The organism is Clostridium sp. E02 (genome assembly GCF_003833015.1).
Taxonomy (GTDB): domain Bacteria; phylum Bacillota; class Clostridia; order Lachnospirales; family Lachnospiraceae; genus Lacrimispora.
Window position 1 is genome coordinate 81,257 of sequence record NZ_RJLQ01000003.1, and the last position, 17,486, is coordinate 98,742.

14 protein-coding genes are annotated in these 17,486 nt (G+C 40.0%); 3 read left to right on the forward strand and 11 right to left on the reverse strand.

The features are described from left to right. Positions 1 to 6: 6 nt before the first annotated feature. From EFT72_RS02755 to EFT72_RS02775, 5 genes are all read right to left on the reverse strand, one after another. Positions 7 to 1,560, reverse strand: coding sequence for a glycoside hydrolase family 28 protein (locus EFT72_RS02755; protein ID WP_124065376.1), 1,554 nt, complete (start codon positions 1,558 to 1,560; stop codon positions 7 to 9). An 84-nt stretch (positions 1,561 to 1,644) separates the two neighbouring features. After that, positions 1,645 to 2,496, reverse strand: a complete 852-nt coding sequence (locus EFT72_RS02760) for a carbohydrate ABC transporter permease (protein WP_124065377.1) — start codon at positions 2,494 to 2,496, stop codon at positions 1,645 to 1,647. A gap of 5 nt (positions 2,497 to 2,501) precedes the next feature. After that, positions 2,502 to 3,401: a sugar ABC transporter permease gene (locus EFT72_RS02765; protein WP_124065378.1), complete on the reverse strand. Its 900-nt coding sequence runs from the start codon at positions 3,399 to 3,401 to the stop codon at positions 2,502 to 2,504. 5 nt (positions 3,402 to 3,406) lie between these two features. Further along, complete coding sequence (locus tag EFT72_RS02770; protein WP_124065379.1) at positions 3,407 to 4,075, reverse strand: hypothetical protein; 669 nt, start codon at positions 4,073 to 4,075, stop codon at positions 3,407 to 3,409. Between the two features lie 90 nt (positions 4,076 to 4,165). After that, positions 4,166 to 5,551, reverse strand: a complete 1,386-nt coding sequence (locus EFT72_RS02775; RefSeq protein WP_124065380.1) for an ABC transporter substrate-binding protein — start codon at positions 5,549 to 5,551, stop codon at positions 4,166 to 4,168. Between the two features lie 231 nt (positions 5,552 to 5,782). Between EFT72_RS02775 and EFT72_RS02780 the strand changes: the two genes are divergently transcribed. Further along, the gene (locus tag EFT72_RS02780) at positions 5,783 to 6,649 is read left to right on the forward strand and encodes an AraC family transcriptional regulator (protein WP_124065381.1); all 867 of its coding nucleotides are present in this window, start codon (positions 5,783 to 5,785) and stop codon (positions 6,647 to 6,649) included. A gap of 40 nt (positions 6,650 to 6,689) precedes the next feature. Here the strand turns inward: EFT72_RS02780 and EFT72_RS02785 are convergent, their stop codons facing one another. Continuing rightward, positions 6,690 to 7,826, reverse strand: coding sequence for a glycoside hydrolase family 88 protein (locus EFT72_RS02785; RefSeq protein ID WP_124065382.1), 1,137 nt, complete (start codon positions 7,824 to 7,826; stop codon positions 6,690 to 6,692). A 16-nt stretch (positions 7,827 to 7,842) separates the two neighbouring features. Then, a complete protein-coding gene (locus EFT72_RS02790; protein ID WP_124065383.1) occupies positions 7,843 to 8,841 on the reverse strand; it encodes a LacI family DNA-binding transcriptional regulator in 999 nt (332 codons plus the stop codon). 404 nt (positions 8,842 to 9,245) lie between these two features. Here EFT72_RS02790 and EFT72_RS02795 point away from each other — a divergent pair, with 404 nt between their 5' ends. Continuing rightward, positions 9,246 to 10,604, forward strand: a complete 1,359-nt coding sequence (locus EFT72_RS02795; protein ID WP_124065384.1) for an ABC transporter substrate-binding protein — start codon at positions 9,246 to 9,248, stop codon at positions 10,602 to 10,604. Positions 10,605 to 10,634: 30 nt separating this feature from the next. Next, positions 10,635 to 11,471, forward strand: coding sequence for an alpha/beta hydrolase (locus tag EFT72_RS02800; RefSeq protein WP_124065385.1), 837 nt, complete (start codon positions 10,635 to 10,637; stop codon positions 11,469 to 11,471). A gap of 77 nt (positions 11,472 to 11,548) precedes the next feature. On the opposite strand, the gene pfkA is transcribed toward EFT72_RS02800, so the two are convergent. The 4 genes from pfkA to whiA all read right to left on the reverse strand — a co-directional run bounded on the left by pfkA (position 11,549) and on the right by whiA (position 17,484). Further along, positions 11,549 to 12,523, reverse strand: a complete 975-nt coding sequence (gene pfkA, locus EFT72_RS02805; protein WP_124065387.1) for a 6-phosphofructokinase — start codon at positions 12,521 to 12,523, stop codon at positions 11,549 to 11,551. Positions 12,524 to 12,588: 65 nt separating this feature from the next. Beyond that, positions 12,589 to 16,074, reverse strand: coding sequence for a DNA polymerase III subunit alpha (locus tag EFT72_RS02810; RefSeq protein ID WP_124065389.1), 3,486 nt, complete (start codon positions 16,072 to 16,074; stop codon positions 12,589 to 12,591). Positions 16,075 to 16,228: 154 nt separating this feature from the next. Then, complete coding sequence (locus EFT72_RS02815) at positions 16,229 to 16,486, reverse strand: HPr family phosphocarrier protein (protein ID WP_124065391.1); 258 nt, start codon at positions 16,484 to 16,486, stop codon at positions 16,229 to 16,231. A 29-nt stretch (positions 16,487 to 16,515) separates the two neighbouring features. Continuing rightward, positions 16,516 to 17,484, reverse strand: a complete 969-nt coding sequence (whiA, locus tag EFT72_RS02820; RefSeq protein ID WP_124065392.1) for a DNA-binding protein WhiA — start codon at positions 17,482 to 17,484, stop codon at positions 16,516 to 16,518. Between the last annotated feature and the right edge of the window lie 2 nt (positions 17,485 to 17,486).

The following is a 17,486-nucleotide window of genomic DNA, read 5'->3' on the forward strand; positions in this document are numbered from 1 at the left end:
TCTCCTTTATTTTATCTCATAATGATCAATGTTATTAAGTTCAAACGCTTCTCCTTCTGCTCCTGTAATCGTAACATTGTCACAGACTAAGGTTTCCACGTTGCGAATCATAAACCCTTTTTTCTTACATTCCCCCACTCCATTTAACATAGCAGGTGTCCCTTCCTTTGCCTCTTTCGCAAATGAAAGTTCCACATTCTTAAATTCTATGTGTTTTATTTTTTTTTCTGGAAGTCCATAAAGAAAACTTGCTGCCACATGACAGTTTTCTGCTTTTATATTGGTAAAATAAAAGGTTCCAATGACTGGAGTTCTTTCATCCACGGGAAGCGCATCTTTGCATTGCACATAATCAGACTTTCCGTCTGGATCACAGAAATAAAACCCATTGACAACAAATGGTGTCATGACATGATCCATATGGATGTGGTCAAAATAGATCTCTGTAAGCACGGAATCTTCTCCTCTACCTCTTCTGGTCTTGATCCTTAAGCCCCGATCCGTATGGCGGAAAAGACATCGTTTTACATGGATATTCTTAACTCCCGCTCCCACCTCACTTCCGATGGTAACGGCCCCATGTCCATTTTCCATCAGACATTGGCGGATCGCAATATTCTCCGACGGTGTCTGATATCGTTTCCCCATATAAATCTTTCCGGATTTGATGGCAATGCAGTCATCTCCAAGCGAAAAATGAACTCCCAGTATCTCCACATTCTTACAAGATTCCGGATCCAAACCATCCGTATTGGGAGAATCGGAGGGATTTTCAATTTTTAATTGAAGAAATTTTAAATCCTGACTAAAATAAGGATGAAGAACCCAAGTGGGACTGTTTTTTAAAGTAAACCCTTGCAGAGTTATATTTTTACAGCGTTCTAAGAAGACCATTCTGGGTCGAAACGCCCCCTTCATCTCCCGTACATTATCCCACCAGTTATCGAAGGAAGCCTGTCCATCCATCGTTCCTCTTCCATAGATCACAACATCTTCTATTTCAATTCCAGTTATAATACCAGCAAACATAGGGAGAGGGTTCCCTTCCCAGGTGCCAAGATTGTAATCATCCGTTTCATCATAGCTTTCAATCATTCCCGGGAATCTGGGATATCGATACCGATCAGTATCTGCAATCAGTATAGCCCCTTTTGCCAGTTCCATCTTAATATGACTTTTCAAAAACAAACTGGTGATCCGGTAGTTCCCTTTGGGAATCAGAACCCGTCCATCTGCAGGACATGCCATAATCGCAGCCTGAATAAACGTAGTATCATCCTGAATCCCATCTCCTATTGCACCAATCTTTTTCACATTTAATGTTACAAACTCGTACTCTGTATGGAAGCTTACCAAAGCCTTTTCTCCATCTCTTTCCAGAGTGATAGTATAATTCATATCCGGTTTCAAGTCAAATAATGTAAATACAACCTGTTTTGTATCTCCGTAATTTTCTCCATTCACTCGAATGTTACCCGGAGTATCAAACTCATAAATCTGCTCCGTGATTGTTTCAATGGTAACAGAGCGTGCTGTCTTAAAAACAACATTTAATTCCATATGCTATCATCCTCGTCTGTGAAGTTTTCGTATTTCTTTATAGAAAAAAGCGCAGACATTGGATCCTGCGCCTTTATAATTCATTTAACCTTTCACTCCTCCTGCTGCGATTCCATCTATAAATGCTTCCTGTGCACAGAAGAATACAATCAGGGATGGAATAATGGAAATCAGAGACATGGCAAGAATTCGGTTCCACTGAAAGCCTACATCTCCATCCATCGACAGACGTAAATAAATAGAGTTTGTATATTTTGGCATGTCAGAGATATAAATAAGTGGTCCCATAAAGTCATTGGACGTCCACATAAACTGGAACAGCGCAACCGAAACCAGGGATGGTTTTAACATAGGGACAATCACGTACCACAATGTCTTAATTGAATTACAACCATCTATCCTGGCTGCTTCCTCCAGTTCTTTTGGCACTCCTCTTAAAAATTGTACCAGCATGAAAAGGAAATAGGTATCACCTGCAAACAGGGATGGGATAATTAACGGAAGATAAGAATTCGTCCACCCCCACTGATTGAACATGATGTACTGAGGTGCGTTCAAAACAACCTGTGGTAAGAACAGAGTGGAAATCATGAGAGAAAACAAAATCCCTTTCCCCTTGAATTCAAACCGCCCAAAACCGTAAGCAGTAATGGTTGCAGAAAATACAGTGAACAGTACTTTTGGTACTACAATCTTATACGTATTTAAAATAGATTTGATTAGATTAATCTTACCACCATAATCAACAAAAGCATTCTCATACCCATCCATTACCGGATTTTTTGGCCAAAACCATGCGCTGGTAAAGATTTCTGAGTTCGTCTTAAACGTAGCGCCTACCATCCAGATAAGCGGATAAACCATGATTAACCCAACAAGAATGAGTAATGTATATCGGATCCAAGTGCTTATTTTACTTTTGAATTCTTTCGTCATGTCAATTACCTCCCGTCCTCATCTGAATAGTAGACCCACTTTTTCTGACTTACAAATGCGACTGCCGTAAAGGTCATGACGATCAGGAATAAAATCCACGCCTGTGCACTTGCCATACCCATTTTGTGACGTAAAAATGCATTGTTGTAAATTAGAATTGAAATCAAAGTAGTTGATCCGTTGGGGCCACCCTTTGTTACAAGGAAAGGTCCATTAAATTCCTGGAATGCCTGACAAAGCTGAGTGATCAGATTATAGAATATAACTGGCGTAATTAACGGAACCGTGATTTTAAAGAACTGGGTCCATTTTCCAGCTCCGTCAATGGAGGCTGCCTCATACAAATCCTCTGATACTCCCTTTAAAGCCGCAAGGAAAATAACCATAGCAGAACCAAATTGCCATACTCTTAAAAGAACGATAACTGCCATTGCCCCATTACTTGATGCCATCCAGTTGATTTTTTCCCCACCGAAAAATTCAACCACGGTATTGATTAGACCATCTGTATTAAATACAGCTCTCCACAAAATAGCGATCGCAATGGATCCTCCTAAAATTGATGGAATATAGTAAGCCGTTCTGAAGAAATTGACTCCTTTTAATTTAAAATTCAAAATATATGCTATAAATAACGCAAATACCAACTTTAACGGCACATCAAAAATTGCATATTTAAAAGTTACATAAAAAGCTTTTATGATATCAGAATCTGTAAATATCTTATGATAGTTTAACATTCCTGTTTTGGTAATCCCATTAAACAAATCATAATTCGTAAAGCTATAGTACAAAGAAGAAGCAAACGGATAAATTTTAAAAAGAATAAATCCAATCAGCCACGGTAAGACGAAAAAGAACCCTGCATTTTCTGCCAGGAACTTATGAATTCCTTTTGACTTCATACTGTTCATACCTCCTGTTTTGTTTGTATTATATGCTGCGCCTGGAACATTTCCTGCAAGCCTGCGCATCTACCTTTGTTGTTCCCCGCGATCATTTTCCATGCTAGTTCCCCAAAATCCATGTATTTCTCCGTTTGAAGTACGCCTAAATTGCATGCTCTAAGGATTGAATAACCAAGTTCCAATCGTTCAGAAGAATCCTGGAGTTTTTTTAATTTTTCTTTCATAACTGCCTGAAATAAATCTCTTAATTCTCTATAATATTCATAAATCTCCTCTGACATCTGACCGATTGTCTCGATCAAAGCCACCAGTTCTTTCCCCGTAAACGAATGATTTTTCCGAAACATAGCTGCGATTTCACAATAATGTTCTTTTCTACGATAGTTTGTCTCATATTTCGCGACAAATGGCATGAGTTCCAACGTCCACTTACTAGAAAGCATGATTGCTTCTATTTTATTCCGATATTCTTCCTCACCTGTTTGTTCTAATGCAAAAAAATAAGCCAAATAATCTTGCTCCGGCAGACATGCAAAAGACCCCTCCGGGTTTTTCCAGCTGCTTAGCTGAGAGATAACAAACTCTTTATAACCCTGTTCACCAGTCGCTTCATACATCTGGATCGCTCCCACCAACTGGTATGGGTTCATTGTCTCATTTATACCTTCCATGACCTTCGTCTGCCCTTTTCTTTATGGGAGCCGCCATAAGATAATGGCGGCTCGTATGAAATAAATATCCATTGCTATTTCTTGACTAAATTAGCTTTCAAGTGTATCTGTAATTCCCTTAATCAGCTCTTTTGCAGCTTCGGCAGCATCAATATCACCTGCGCTTAATTTACCAAACACTTTATAATATACGCCATCTGGGTTTGCTTTTAAGTCATTGTGTTCAAATTTACTATCCAAAGTAAACTGGCTGTAATTCATAACCTTCTTATTCGCTTCAATGGTAAGTGGATCCCCAAGGTCATTGTCCTGAAGAATCTTTAATCCTTCTGTAGAACAAGGAATTCCTCTTTGTGTGGAGCAGATTTTTACCCCTTCTTCATCATTTAAAAGGAAGTTGATTAACATAGCTGCTTCTTTTGGATGTTCGGAAGTTGCAGATACTGCAAATGCCATGGAAATCTTTGTAAATCCACCGTTATGGTCTCCCATCTTAATGAAATCGCCAACAACAAATTCCTGACCGGGTTTGTTCACGCTGCCTTCCAGTGCTTTTTTAAACTTGGAAGCAGAAGAATCCCATTCAAAAATACCAGCGTATTTTCCATCAATCCATTTTGCGTTTTTATCCACAGAATCAGCCATATCCCCATCAAGAGTAGCCATGGTAGGAATGACATGTTTTTCTTCCAGACTGGTAATGAATTCCATTCCCTCTTTTACTTCGTCTTCTGTGTAATTAACTGCACCACCCTGAACCCATTCTTTTCCATATTTGGACTCTAAGTAATATACCATTAAGATCATACGGTCATACTGGCCAAGTGCCAATGGATACATATCAGGATCTTTTGCCTTAAATGCAGCTCCTGCCGCATAAAGTGAATCCAAATCGGTAGGCAAATCACATCCAACTTCTTCAAATGCGGTCTTGTTCCAGTAGAACAGACGTCCGGTTAAAGAAATCGGTACTGCCATTAATTTACTATCTACTTTGCAAAGGTCCAGACTCTCTGGTGTAAACTGTGTCAAATCAAGAACACTTGAATAATCTTCCAAATTGGCAAATGAAGTTCCGCCCTGACTGTAAGATTCAATCCAGTTCCAGTTGACCTGCATCACATCTGCTGAGTTACCACCTAAGATATTTAAAGACTGTTTCTCTTCCCATCCAGTCCATGCGCCATACTCTGGAGTGACTGTAATGTTAGGATATTTTGCTTCAAATGCCTTGATTGCTTCTTCTGTCGCTGCATGTCTGCTATCGCCGCCCCACCAAGAAAATCTAAGTTCTACCGGTTCTCCGGAAGTGGTATCATCTGCTGCAGAAGCATCCTCTGCTTTTGCTGATGCCGTTGTCTCTGCTGTTGCAGTGGTTGTCTCACTGGTACCACTCTTACCTGCTCCACAGGCAGTTAAGGACATTGCCATAACAGTTGCTAACCCCATTGCTGTCCACTGTTTGATTTTTTTCATCTTTTCTCTCCTTTTATCTTCCCCTCACAAAATGAGTTCTTAAAGCCCAATGTAAGTATTTTCGCATTCTTAGACAAATTTCTTCCTATTTGCGTAAGCGCTTACACTATGCTTTTTATTTATTATAACACCGATTATCTTATAATTCATTTCAAATATCACACAAAACATTGCAAATTATGACATCCTATGGTATTATTTTAGTAATAATCGCCAAGGAGATTTCAATAAATGAAAGTACTTACCACGTATTCTGACGGAATTGACCAATGTATGGAAACACGATACTTTTCTATTGCACATCTTCACAAGGAAAGTGGAGTTCTAAGTATGCACAGTCACCATTGCTACGAATTTTATTTTTCAATCAGTGGTGGATTAACCTTTTTTATTGGTGAAAAAAATTACAAGATTGAATCTGGCAATCTTTTTATGATCAATCAACACGAAAAGCACCAGGTTGTACAGTTAGATACTTCTGTCCCCCATGAAAGATACGCTGTTTTTATCGATCCTGCTTATCTAAAAAGCATCTCAACACCAAGCACAGATTTAACCTACTGCTTTACCCATCGGCCGGAACCCTTTTCTCACAAAATCTCTTTGCCCCAGGGCCAGCAGCGACGTTTCACCTATTATTTTAACAAATTAGCTGTGGAGGAAGGATTTGGACACGATATTGAGGAACGTTCTGCGTTTGCTGAATTTATGGTATTTATTACAAAACTGACCGTTGAAGCCACCACGGGTACCGAATTAAAGGAACAAAAGCAGTATTTTAATAGCAAGGTAGCTGATATCATCACATATATTCATCACAATATCGATTCTCAGTTAAGCATCGGTGAGATAGCCGCTCATTTTTACTTAAGTAACTCCTATCTTTGCAGACTATTTAAAAAGGGGACAGGGACAACCATCAATCACTACATCACCTCCAGACGAATTGAACTAGCACAAGCGCTCTTATCCGGTGGTTACAGTGTGAATGAGGTTTATAGCATGTGCGGATTTAATGATTACAGCAATTTTTTCAAGGCCTTTACGAAAAAAATAGGCATCTCTCCAAAAAAATACGCACAAAACAGCTTAAGATAAAAAGGCTGCGGGATTGAATTCCGCAGCCTTTTTTTACTATTTATTTATGAAATTCAAACCCACACCGCTTCATCTCCGTGTAAGCAAGCAAAAACGGTCCCACGCCTTTGGCATCATCCGCTACAATAGGTTCAGACATATAATAATCAAAGGTACCCGTTCTCCGGTTATTCCCTCCAAGTCCAGCAACCAAACAAATTCCACCCAGGCTCATGCTTCCCTCTTCTGTGTGCAGATAGTTTTTACAAATCCCCTCAAATGCTTTTTTACCGGCTTCTGCGTAAGATTCTTTTAAATACCCCAATCGAACTCCCTTTAAGATGGCATAAGAAAAAATCGCGCTGCCACTAGTTTCTAAGTAATTTTTATCCATACCGCCTAAATTCACCACCTGATACCACATACCAGATGGATCTTGGAAGTCTAGCATGGCATCAATAAGATTTACAAAATCACTTTCCATCTGTTTTAATAAAACTGAATCAGATGGATCGGCTTTATCCATCGTGTCCAGCAATGCCATGGAAAACCACCCAAGAGCCCTTAACCAGAAATTCTGAGATAATCCGGTCTTTGTATCACACCAATACATCTCTCTAGAAGAATCGTATGCGTGATAAAATAACCCGGTCTTAGGATCTCGCATATGTTTCACTACAGTGGAAAATTGATGATAAATATCGTTGCAATTTTTCTTATTGTTAAATCTATTTTCATATTCCATATAAAATGGCTGGCACATATAAAGGCCATCCAGCCAAACTTGATTGGGATAAATGTTTTTGTGCCAGAAATTCCCCTCTTTGGTCCTTGGCATCTTTTCAATCTGACTGTAAACCAGATCAATGGCTTTTCTGTACTTTTCTTTTCCGGTCAGATCGTAAAGCTCAAACAGAGTTTTCCCTGCATTGACATTATCAATGTTTAACTCTTCCACATCATAACCGTCGATGGTTCCATCCTCTCTTACCCGGTGATCAACAAACGTATCTGCAAAATCAAGATACTTTTTTTCTTTGGTTATGGAATACATCTCTAAAATTGCTTTGATCATACATCCGTCAATATAGTTCCAACCAGACTTTTCTCCCTGAAGAATCTTTTCAACGTTCCAGACCGGATAATCAGGTGTACTTTTCTCCATTAATTCATTGATATACTTTTCAATCAAATCCATGCTTATGTTCCTCTCTTCATGTACTTTCCAGATTCTTAACACTTTGTCTTACTATCAAACGGTTTTCCAGCCACACATCATCGGGAACTCCACCCTGTTCTATGATGGAAACAAGCATTTTAGTTCCCTCCACAGCAATCTTTCTGGCATTCCTTTCCACTGTGGTTAGTCTCATATCAGCATAACCGGAAAGTTCCCAGTTGTCAAATCCTGTAAGTGAAATGTCTCCAGGCACCTGTAATCCCCGTTCATTTGCAGCACTTTTTGCGCCGAATGCCATCTCATCATTAAAACACAGCAGTGCAGTTAAATTCTTATAGTTATCTAAAAGTCTTCCCGCTGCCGCCCTGCCACTGTTATAGCGATAATTTCCATATTCAATCGGAAACTGCTTCGGTTCTAGTCCCCATCTTAATGCTTCCTGCCACCAACCCTGATGCCTGAGTTTAGTTGCCTCTAAGTTCTTTCCCCCTTCAATCACACCAATTTGGCGGTGGCCATTTGCCAAAAGATGCTCCATCGCTTTTGACATTCCACCTTTTTCATCTGTAATCACAGCAGGAATGTCAAAAGAAACCCGACGGCTTATAGCCACCATAGGGATTCCCTTTTTTCTTGCCTCTTCAAGAAATTCCACGTCCCAATCTCCTTGTGACATAATTAAGAGTCCGTCAAAACAGCTTGGATTTAACGTTTCCGGCTCATGCATATCAATTCCTTTCACAATCACATGATACCTGCTTCCAATAACGCTATATACCCCTGTGAGAACATTATGAAGAACAAAGGGTGATGTGGACTTACTGATTATAGAAAAATAAAGTCCAATAATATGAGATTTAGACTTTCTTAACGAAACTGCAGCCTGGTTTGGTACATATCCCATGGCACGGGCAATATCCAGAATCCGTTCCTTTTTCTTCTGATCTACGGAGCCTGATCCACTCAAAGCTCTGGAAACCATTGAATAAGAAACTCCAGCACGGGTCGCAATATCTTTTATGGTAACAGCCATATTTCCCCCTATTTAAAAAATGTTTTTAAGTTATCATAACATTCTTTTTTTTACATGTCATCTATCCTATTAATTTTTTCATTACGATTGATTTTTATTCACTGCAAAGGTTTGCAATGCGAGTTTATTTTTTTATGTATTATGTACATTATATTTTGTTCAACAACGCTGTTATTAATTTGTTTTTACTATTTCCAGACAACAAATCTCTATTTTATATTTATTTATTATTTTATTTTAGCTAATTTTTACAATTAATATTCCAATTTTTATGAATATTTCACCTTTCTATTTTTTTACTATATGATAATATAGTTAAGTATGTAAGTGCTTACACGCTTACAAGACTGCTTTAATCGTTTCTGTTTCCATAAGAGGAAACCAAAGAAAGAGAGGAAAAAACTATGAAGAAAAAAATCGCCAAAATTATGGCAATCGCTCTATCAGCCGCTTTGGGCCTGTCTTTAACAGCCTGTGGCAGTGCAAAGAGCAATCCTGATTCTAAAGCTGATACGAATACTGAAGGAAAAAGTACAACTGCCGTGTCCGACGAACCCGTTACCATTCGAATGTCCTGGTGGGGTGGGGATTCTAGACATACGGCAACAGAAAATGCAGTTAAAGCATTTATGGAAAAATACCCGAATATTACTGTGGATACCGAATATGGAGCATGGACCGGTTGGGAAGAAAAACAATCCTTGGGAATTTTAAGCGGTGAATGTGCTGATATCCTACAGATGGGCTCTAACTGGGTAACCGATTACAGCAGGGGTGGCGATTCTTTCCTCGATCTTAATCAGTATTCTGATGTTCTTAATTTAAGCCAGTTCCCAGAAGACAAATTAAAAGCCAACGAAGTAAACGGAAAATTAATGGCTATTCCTATTTCTCTAACCGGACGCCTTTTTTACTGGAATAAAACTACCTTTGACGAAATAGGCTGTGATATTCCAACAGATGAGGCTTCTCTTTTAGCTGCTGGTGCCGCATTTAAAGCTTTTGGTGACGACTATTATCCTCTGGCTTTGGGTGAATATGACCGTGCTATTTTTATGGTGTACTATCTGGAAAGCAAATATGGAAAAGATTGGATTACAGATGGGAATTTAAACTATACCGAAGATGAAATCAAAGAAAGTCTGGCATTCATAAACAGGCTGGAAGACGAACATGTCATTCCATCCATTGCTACCATCAGTGGTGACATGGCTGACTCTTTAGATAAGAACTCAAAGTGGATTGATGGGAAATATGCAGGTCTTATGGAATGGGATTCCGGTGTTTCCAAAGTAAAAGCAGCTTTAGAAGGCAGTGTAAACAAACCTGGGCAGGAATTTGTTATTGGGGATTTCATAAATCTGGGGGATTACCAGGGAGGTTCAACCAAGGTTTCCATGGATTTTGCAATAAAAGCTTCTACCGAACATCCCAAAGAAGCTGCTATGCTGGTTAATTTTTTATTAAATGATCCAGAAGGCATAGAGATTTGTTCTACAGAACGAGGGGTTCCATGCTCTTTTGTTGGAATCAAAGTTCTTAACGAAAAAAATATTGGAGATTCTATGACTAAGGAAGCGAATGCAAAAGTTTTAGACTATTGCAAATTCACACAGGATCCCCAGTTTGATAACAGCCAATTAAAAGCAAACCCTGATGGTTTGTACTATAAAATTTTTGGTAAATTAAGCACTAGAGAAATTATGCCAGAAGAAGCTTCTAAGACTTTAATTGATGGGATCAAAGAGGTTATGGCAGAATAATTAAATTTATTTAGAAAGGATTATCAGATCATGAAGCAGTTTACGCAGGAGATTTTTATTTCAGAAAAACAGACTGGTCATAAAAAGTTAACTGCTCCCGCAAAACTTTTTGCTTATGTCCTGGATCCAGTAACGATAGCCCCTGACCGAAGACGCCCGGCAATCATCATCTGCCCGGGTGGGGGATATGGTCATTTATCTGACAGGGAGAGTGAACCTGTTGCCATGCAATATCTGTCTATGGGATATCACGTTTTTGTCCTACATTACAGTCTGGCACCTGATGTTTTTCCATATTCCCAGATGGAACTGGCTATGGCGGTCTCTTATATTCGTTCCCTTGAATCAAAATGGCTGATTGATACACAAAAAATCATTGTATCCGGTTTTTCTGCTGGGGGGCACCTAGCTTGCAGCCTGGGAGCTTTCTGGAATCAAGAGTTTCTCTATGGTCCCCTTGGATTGACACCAGAAGCGATCTGTCCTAATGGTATGATATTGGGATATCCCGTTGTCTCAGCAGGATCGTGCTGCCATGCTGGTTCGATAAAAAATCTACTGGGAACCAAATCAGAGGATGAATCGATGCGCCGCCTGGTTTCCATGGAATACCAGGTGGGACCACACACGCCAAAGACCTTTCTATGGCATACATCCACAGACGATTCCGTACCAGTAAAAAACAGTTATTTATTAGCAGAAGCTTTGACCGAACATGGAGTCAACGTTGAAATGCACATTTACCCTTCAGGCTGCCATGGTCTTTCTCTGGCTAATAAAGAAGTGTCAGGAGATGACGGACGATATGTGAACCCCCAGTGTCAAAGTTGGATTCCACTTGTCAAAATCTGGTTAGAGAATTTTTAATAAAATATACAATAAAAATGCGCAGCAGCTTTTGATGTAATCATCAAAAGCTGCTGCGCTTTCTCTATGTGGGATTCCTATCTTACAAGCATCTTACTAATCTGATACTGATCTTCCGGAATGTCTTTGGTCATAGCCAGTGCTTCCTGAATATCGAAATCAACATAATCTCCATGCTTATATGCAACGACACGGTTGCTTTTGCCTTCCGCAAGTAATTCCACTGCTCGTGCACCCATGATAGAAGCATACACACGGTCCTTACAGCTTGGTGCTCCACCTCTTTGCATATGTCCAAGAATGGTCGCTCTTGTCTCAATGCCAGTTGCTGCTTCGATCCTTCTTGCCATAGACGAGGAATGACCAATCCCTTCCGCATTGATAATGATATGGTGCTTCTTTCCCCGCTTTCTATTCTCAATGATGCGGTTGATCAGCGCCTGTTCATCTCCATCGTAACGCTCCGGTAATAATACATCCTCTGCCCCATTCGCGAATCCACACCAAAGAGCGATGTAACCAGCATTCCGCCCCATAACTTCAATAATACTGCAGCGTTCATGAGATGTTGAGGTATCACGTACCTTATCGATCGCCTCCATAGCCGTGTTCACTGCCGTATCAAACCCTATCGTGTAATCCGTACAGGCAATATCTAAATCAATGGTTCCTGGAAGTCCAATGGTGTTAATTCCAAGTGAAGAAAGTTTACCAGCTCCACGGAATGACCCATCTCCTCCAATCACTACAATTCCATCAATGTTATGCTTTTTGCAGATCTCTGCCCCTCTCTTCTGCCCTGCTTCTGTTACAAATTCCTGACATCTTGCAGTATAAAGAATTGTTCCGCCCCGATGAATAATATCAGATACACTGGTACTACTCATATCTACGATCTCTTCCTGCAGAAGGCCTGCGTATCCCCTCATAATTCCTTTAACTTCCAATCCCTTATGAATTGCAGTTCTCACAACAGCACGAATCGCAGCATTCATTCCAGGTGCGTCACCACCACTGGTTAATACGCCGATAGTCTTCACTTTATTTGCCATAGTAACTTCCTCCTGATCCACGGATAACTGTATTTGTAAGTTTTACATTCCATACAATTTGTATTTTAATGCATTTTACCAATCTTTTCAAGTTTTTTTTCCACAAGTCTGATATTTTTTTCACCAATTTTTTTGGTTAGAATTTCAATAAGATCTGCTCCCGCATTCACATTCCAGTTCGATGGAAGGACCTTTTTTGCTCGTTCTTTTTCCAGATATATGATGACCGAATCTCTCCCCTCGGATTCTTTGAGTTCTTCAAGAATCTCCCGTTCTACAACCTCATAGGTGGCTTTGTCCGGAAATTTCAACCAAACTTCTCTGGGAACTGCATCAAAGGGAATCACACCTTCACAGATCACCTTCCCCACCGGATCGTCTCCTATGGAAGCTCTCCCTTGTATAAATACCTTAGAATCCTCCACAAGCAGATCTCTCTTACGCTCATAATCCTTGGGAAATACAATGACCTCCACTGTGCCTGTCAGATCTTCTATGGTAAGGAATGCCATCATTTTGTTGTTTCTAGTGGTTTTGACTGATTTTCCAGTAATAATCCCGCCGATGGTAACGGAAGCACCGTCCAAAACTTTAGTTTCCTGGGTCTCCTCATCCACCACAAAATCGGCTGACACTGCATTTATATGATTTCTCCATGTAGTCTCATAGGCTTCCATGGGGTGACCGCTGACATAGATTCCCAGAGTTTCTTTCTCAAATGCAAGAATATCTTCTTTTGAAAACTCTCCCACCTCTGGAAATGAAATCTGAAACCGGCTTTTTTCTTCCTCTCCGGCTATGTCAAATAAAGTCATCTGCCCATCTAAGGTATTTTTTTGATCCTTACTTCTCTGATCTAAAAGCTCCGGAGCAATTAAAAGTTTCTGTTTTCTGGTTCCTTTTAAAGTATCCAAAGCCCCTGACTTAATAAAGTTTTCCAGTGTCCTTTTATTCACCTCTTTATTGCTCATTCGGGTTATAAAATCTTCCAAATCATGAAAAATGCCATCCTGTTCTCTCCCTGAAACAATCATCTCTACCACTGATTTTCCCACGCTTTTAATTGCAGAAAGGCCGTAACGAATGGAATCTCCAGATACAGAGAAACCACTTTCTCCTTCATTGATATCCGGAGGAAGGATCGCGATTCCCATACTTCTACAGCTTAAAATATACTCAGATACCTTTGTCACATTATCCATAACAGAAGTCAGAAGTGCTGCCATAAATTCCTGTGGATAATAATATTTTAGATAAGCCGTCTGATAGGACACCAGTGCATAAGCGGCAGCATGGGATTTGTTAAATGCATATTTTGCAAAATCAATCATCTCATCGTAGATCTGATTTGCAGTCTTTTCATCAATCCCGTTGGAAATGCAACCCGCTACTCCCTCATCGGGATTGCCATAGACAAAGTTCTGCCTTTCTTTTTCCATAACGGATGTTTTCTTCTTTGACATGGCTCTTCGAACCAAATCACTTCGCCCCATGGTATATCCAGCCAGATCTCTTACGATCTGCATTACTTGTTCCTGATATACAATACAGCCATGCGTGGGACTTAAGATATGTTCGAGCTGAGGGCATTCATAGGTAATGGAACTGCGGTCGTTTTTGCCTTTTAAATACTTGGGGATAAAATCCATAGGGCCCGGACGGTAGAGGGATATTCCTGCAATAATATCTTCCAGGCTTTCTGGTTTTAATTCTTTCATAAAGCTCTTCATTCCAGAACTTTCCAGCTGAAACACACCATCATCTTTTCCAGTTCCAATTGAATCTAGTACCCTTTTGTCATTATAATCAATCGCATCCATGTCGAGAGAGATTCCTCTGTTTTTCTCTATCCCATGTACTGCATTCTGGATCACGGTTAAGGTTCTAAGTCCCAGAAAGTCCATCTTCAAAAGTCCCAGCTCTTCTAGAATTGTCATAGTAAACTGAGTGGTTATGCTACCGTCTGAAGCTCTTGATAAAGGCACATATTCGTCAACAGAGGTCTTGCTTATAACAACTCCTGCCGCATGCATAGAAGTATGTCTTGGCAGCCCCTCCAGACGCATGGACATATCTATTAGATATTTAACCTCATCGTCCTCATTATAAGCATTCCTTAAATCAGGGCTTTGTTTTAGTGCTTTTTCTAATGTCATACCAAGATCTCCAGGTATCATCTTGGCAATGGCATCGCACCGTGCATAAGGCATATCCAAAACTCGTCCTACATCACGAACCACACCTTTTGCAGCCAGTGTTCCAAAGGTTACAATCTGTACCACTTGTTCTTTGCCGTATTTTTCCACCACATAGTCGATCACTTCCTGCCGTCTTTCATAACAGAAATCAATATCAATATCCGGCATGGATACTCGTTCTGGATTTAAAAAACGTTCAAATAGCAGTTGATAGCGAATGGGGTCTATATTGGTGATTCCAAGGCAATAAGACACGATACTTCCCGCTGCAGAACCACGCCCTGGACCTACAATAATATCCTGTGATCTTGCATAGTGAATAAAGTCCCAAACAATTAAAAAATAGTCCACATACCCCATGGAGCGAATGACTTCAAGTTCATAATTCAGTCTCTCATTTAATGTCCCATCCTCATCATCAGGATAACGTTCTAAAAACCCTTCCGTACAGAGTTTTTTTAAATACGACCAGGAATCATACCCTTGTGGTACGTCATAACTGGGAAGTTTCGTAACACCAAATTCGATTTCCACATTGCATCGCTTCGCAATCTTATGGGTGTTATCAATGGCCTCTTCTGCATAGGAAAAAAGGGTTCTCATTTCTTCCTCTGATTTGCAGTAAAACTGGTCCCCTTCATAACGCATACGATTCTCATCGGCAACCTTTTTACCAGTCTGTATACACAAAAGGATATCGTGAGGAGCTGCATCTTCTCCATAGGTGTAGTGAATATCATTGGTTGCCACCAATGGAATGCCTGTCTCACTATTTAACCGCATCATACCCTGATTTACCGTATTCTGCATGGGAATCCCATGATCCTGGAGTTCTAAATAAAAATTCCCCTGTCCAAATATTTTCTGATAGCGTAGAGCCGCCTCTTTCCCTTTTTCGTACTGCCCTCTTCCGATGTATCGGGATACTTCTCCTGCCAAGCAGGCACTTAATGCAATGATGCCCTCATGGTACGTTTCCAATACCTCATAATCGACCCTGGGTTTATAATAAAATCCTTCTACAAACCCTTTTGAAACAATTTTCATTAGATTTTGATAGCCTTGATTGTTCTCTGCAAGAAGTACTAGATGATAATATCGATCTTCTCCTCCAACTATCTCTCTATCAAATCTTGAACCGGAAGTCACGTACACTTCACACCCGATAATCGGCTTAATCCCAACCTCATTGGCCGCTCTATAAAAATCAATTACGCCATACATCACACCATGATCGGTAATTGCCATGCTGTCCATACCTAGTTCCTTTGCTCGGGACACAAGTTCTCCGATCTTACAGGAACCATCTAACAGACTGTATTGCGTATGTACGTGTAAATGTGTAAATGCCATCTGTACGTATCTCCTTTTATCCTCATTTCTTCTATTGTACCATATAACATAGCTCGGGAACATAATAAATCAAAAAAAGCGGAAAGTAAAAGAAGCGGAACTTCCATTGTCTGTCAATGGCTGTCCGCCTCGTAAAACCGTATTTTATTATACATTATTCCTGATTGCTTAAATATTTCTCGATTTCACTGACGGCCTGTTCTTCATCGGAACCATCCGCTGTAATCGTAATCTGCTCTCCAGCTACAAGGCCCAGGGTCATCATGCCCATAATACTCTTGGCATTCACCCTTTTGGATTCGATTTCAACATAGATGTTACTTTCATACTGGCTTGCAAGCTGTACCAACATAGCAACTGGTCTTGCCTCTAAGCCTGATGCAAGTTCGACGGTGACTGTTTTTCTTACCATAATTATCCTCCTCATTCCTATGAACGGATCTATTCCATTCCCCTGCCCACGCCTGTCTCGCGCAGCCTCCCTGCCAGATCGCATAGCTTTCTAAGCCGGTGGTTCACTCCTGATTTACCAACAGGAGGGTCTAGAGCTTCTCCAAGCTCTTTTAATGTAGCATCTGGCTTGTCAATCCTTTCCCGAGCAATCTCACTTAAATGAGTGGGAAGTTCTTCAAGCCCAATTGTATCTCTGATATATTTTATATCTTCTATCTGCTTGACCGCAGCTGATACCGTTTTATTAATATTCGCAGTTTCACAGTTAACCTGTCGGTTCACACTGTTACGCATGTCTTTTAATATTCTTATATTTTCAAATTCCATTAAAGTAACTGGTGCTTCCATCACATTTAATATATCAACAATCTGATTTCCTTCTTTGATATAAACGACAAAGTAACGCTTTCGCTTCACTATTTTGGCTTCTAGATCAAAGGTGGCTATGATGGATTTTAATTGTTCCGCTTTCTCTTCTGTCGCACAAACGATCTCATAATGATAAAATTTCTCCGGATCACTAATGGACCCTGAAGAAAGAAATGCTCCTCTGATAAATGCTCTTCTACAACAGGATTGTTGAATCACAACATTTTTTACTATGCTTAAATTCTCCCCTACTTCTCCATTCTCATCGAGAAGCTTGGTTGCATGCAAAACACGGATCGCATCCTCATGTTCCCGTAGAATTACCGTATAAGTACGATTCTTATTCAAGTACGCATTTCGTCGAATAGAGATGTCAGTACTAATATTAAATGTTTTTTTCAATAATGTAAAGTACTTTCTTGCAACTGCTACATTTTCCGTATGAATTTTAATCGTATAGAGGTCTTCTTCCGATATAATTATCTTGCCACAAAGACTTATGATCGCAGCCATTTCTGCAATCTGACAATGCCTTGCCAGACTAACTTGTCTTGAAAGTTCTTCTTTTAACTTGGAAGAAAATGACATGT

Bases quoted from the DNA above. Each gene is read 5' to 3' on its own strand.
- EFT72_RS02785 (WP_124065382.1), bottom strand. From the start codon at position 7,826: ATGGATTTGATTGAAAAGTATATCAATGAATTAATGGAGAAAAGTACA.
- EFT72_RS02800 (WP_124065385.1), top strand. From the start codon at position 10,635: ATGAAGCAGTTTACGCAGGAGATTTTTATTTCAGAAAAACAGACTGGT.
- EFT72_RS02790 (WP_124065383.1), bottom strand. From the start codon at position 8,841: ATGGCTGTTACCATAAAAGATATTGCGACCCGTGCTGGAGTTTCTTAT.
- whiA (WP_124065392.1), bottom strand. From the start codon at position 17,484: ATGTCATTTTCTTCCAAGTTAAAAGAAGAACTTTCAAGACAAGTTAGT.
- EFT72_RS02815 (WP_124065391.1), bottom strand. From the start codon at position 16,486: ATGGTAAGAAAAACAGTCACCGTCGAACTTGCATCAGGCTTAGAGGCA.
- EFT72_RS02795 (WP_124065384.1), top strand. From the start codon at position 9,246: ATGAAGAAAAAAATCGCCAAAATTATGGCAATCGCTCTATCAGCCGCT.
- EFT72_RS02755 (WP_124065376.1), bottom strand. From the start codon at position 1,560: ATGGAATTAAATGTTGTTTTTAAGACAGCACGCTCTGTTACCATTGAA.
- EFT72_RS02770 (WP_124065379.1), bottom strand. From the start codon at position 4,075: ATGGAAGGTATAAATGAGACAATGAACCCATACCAGTTGGTGGGAGCG.
- EFT72_RS02775 (WP_124065380.1), bottom strand. From the start codon at position 5,551: ATGAAAAAAATCAAACAGTGGACAGCAATGGGGTTAGCAACTGTTATG.
- EFT72_RS02810 (WP_124065389.1), bottom strand. From the start codon at position 16,074: ATGGCATTTACACATTTACACGTACATACGCAATACAGTCTGTTAGAT.
- EFT72_RS02760 (WP_124065377.1), bottom strand. From the start codon at position 2,496: ATGACGAAAGAATTCAAAAGTAAAATAAGCACTTGGATCCGATATACA.
- pfkA (WP_124065387.1), bottom strand. From the start codon at position 12,523: ATGGCAAATAAAGTGAAGACTATCGGCGTATTAACCAGTGGTGGTGAC.
- EFT72_RS02765 (WP_124065378.1), bottom strand. From the start codon at position 3,401: ATGAAGTCAAAAGGAATTCATAAGTTCCTGGCAGAAAATGCAGGGTTC.
- EFT72_RS02780 (WP_124065381.1), top strand. From the start codon at position 5,783: ATGAAAGTACTTACCACGTATTCTGACGGAATTGACCAATGTATGGAA.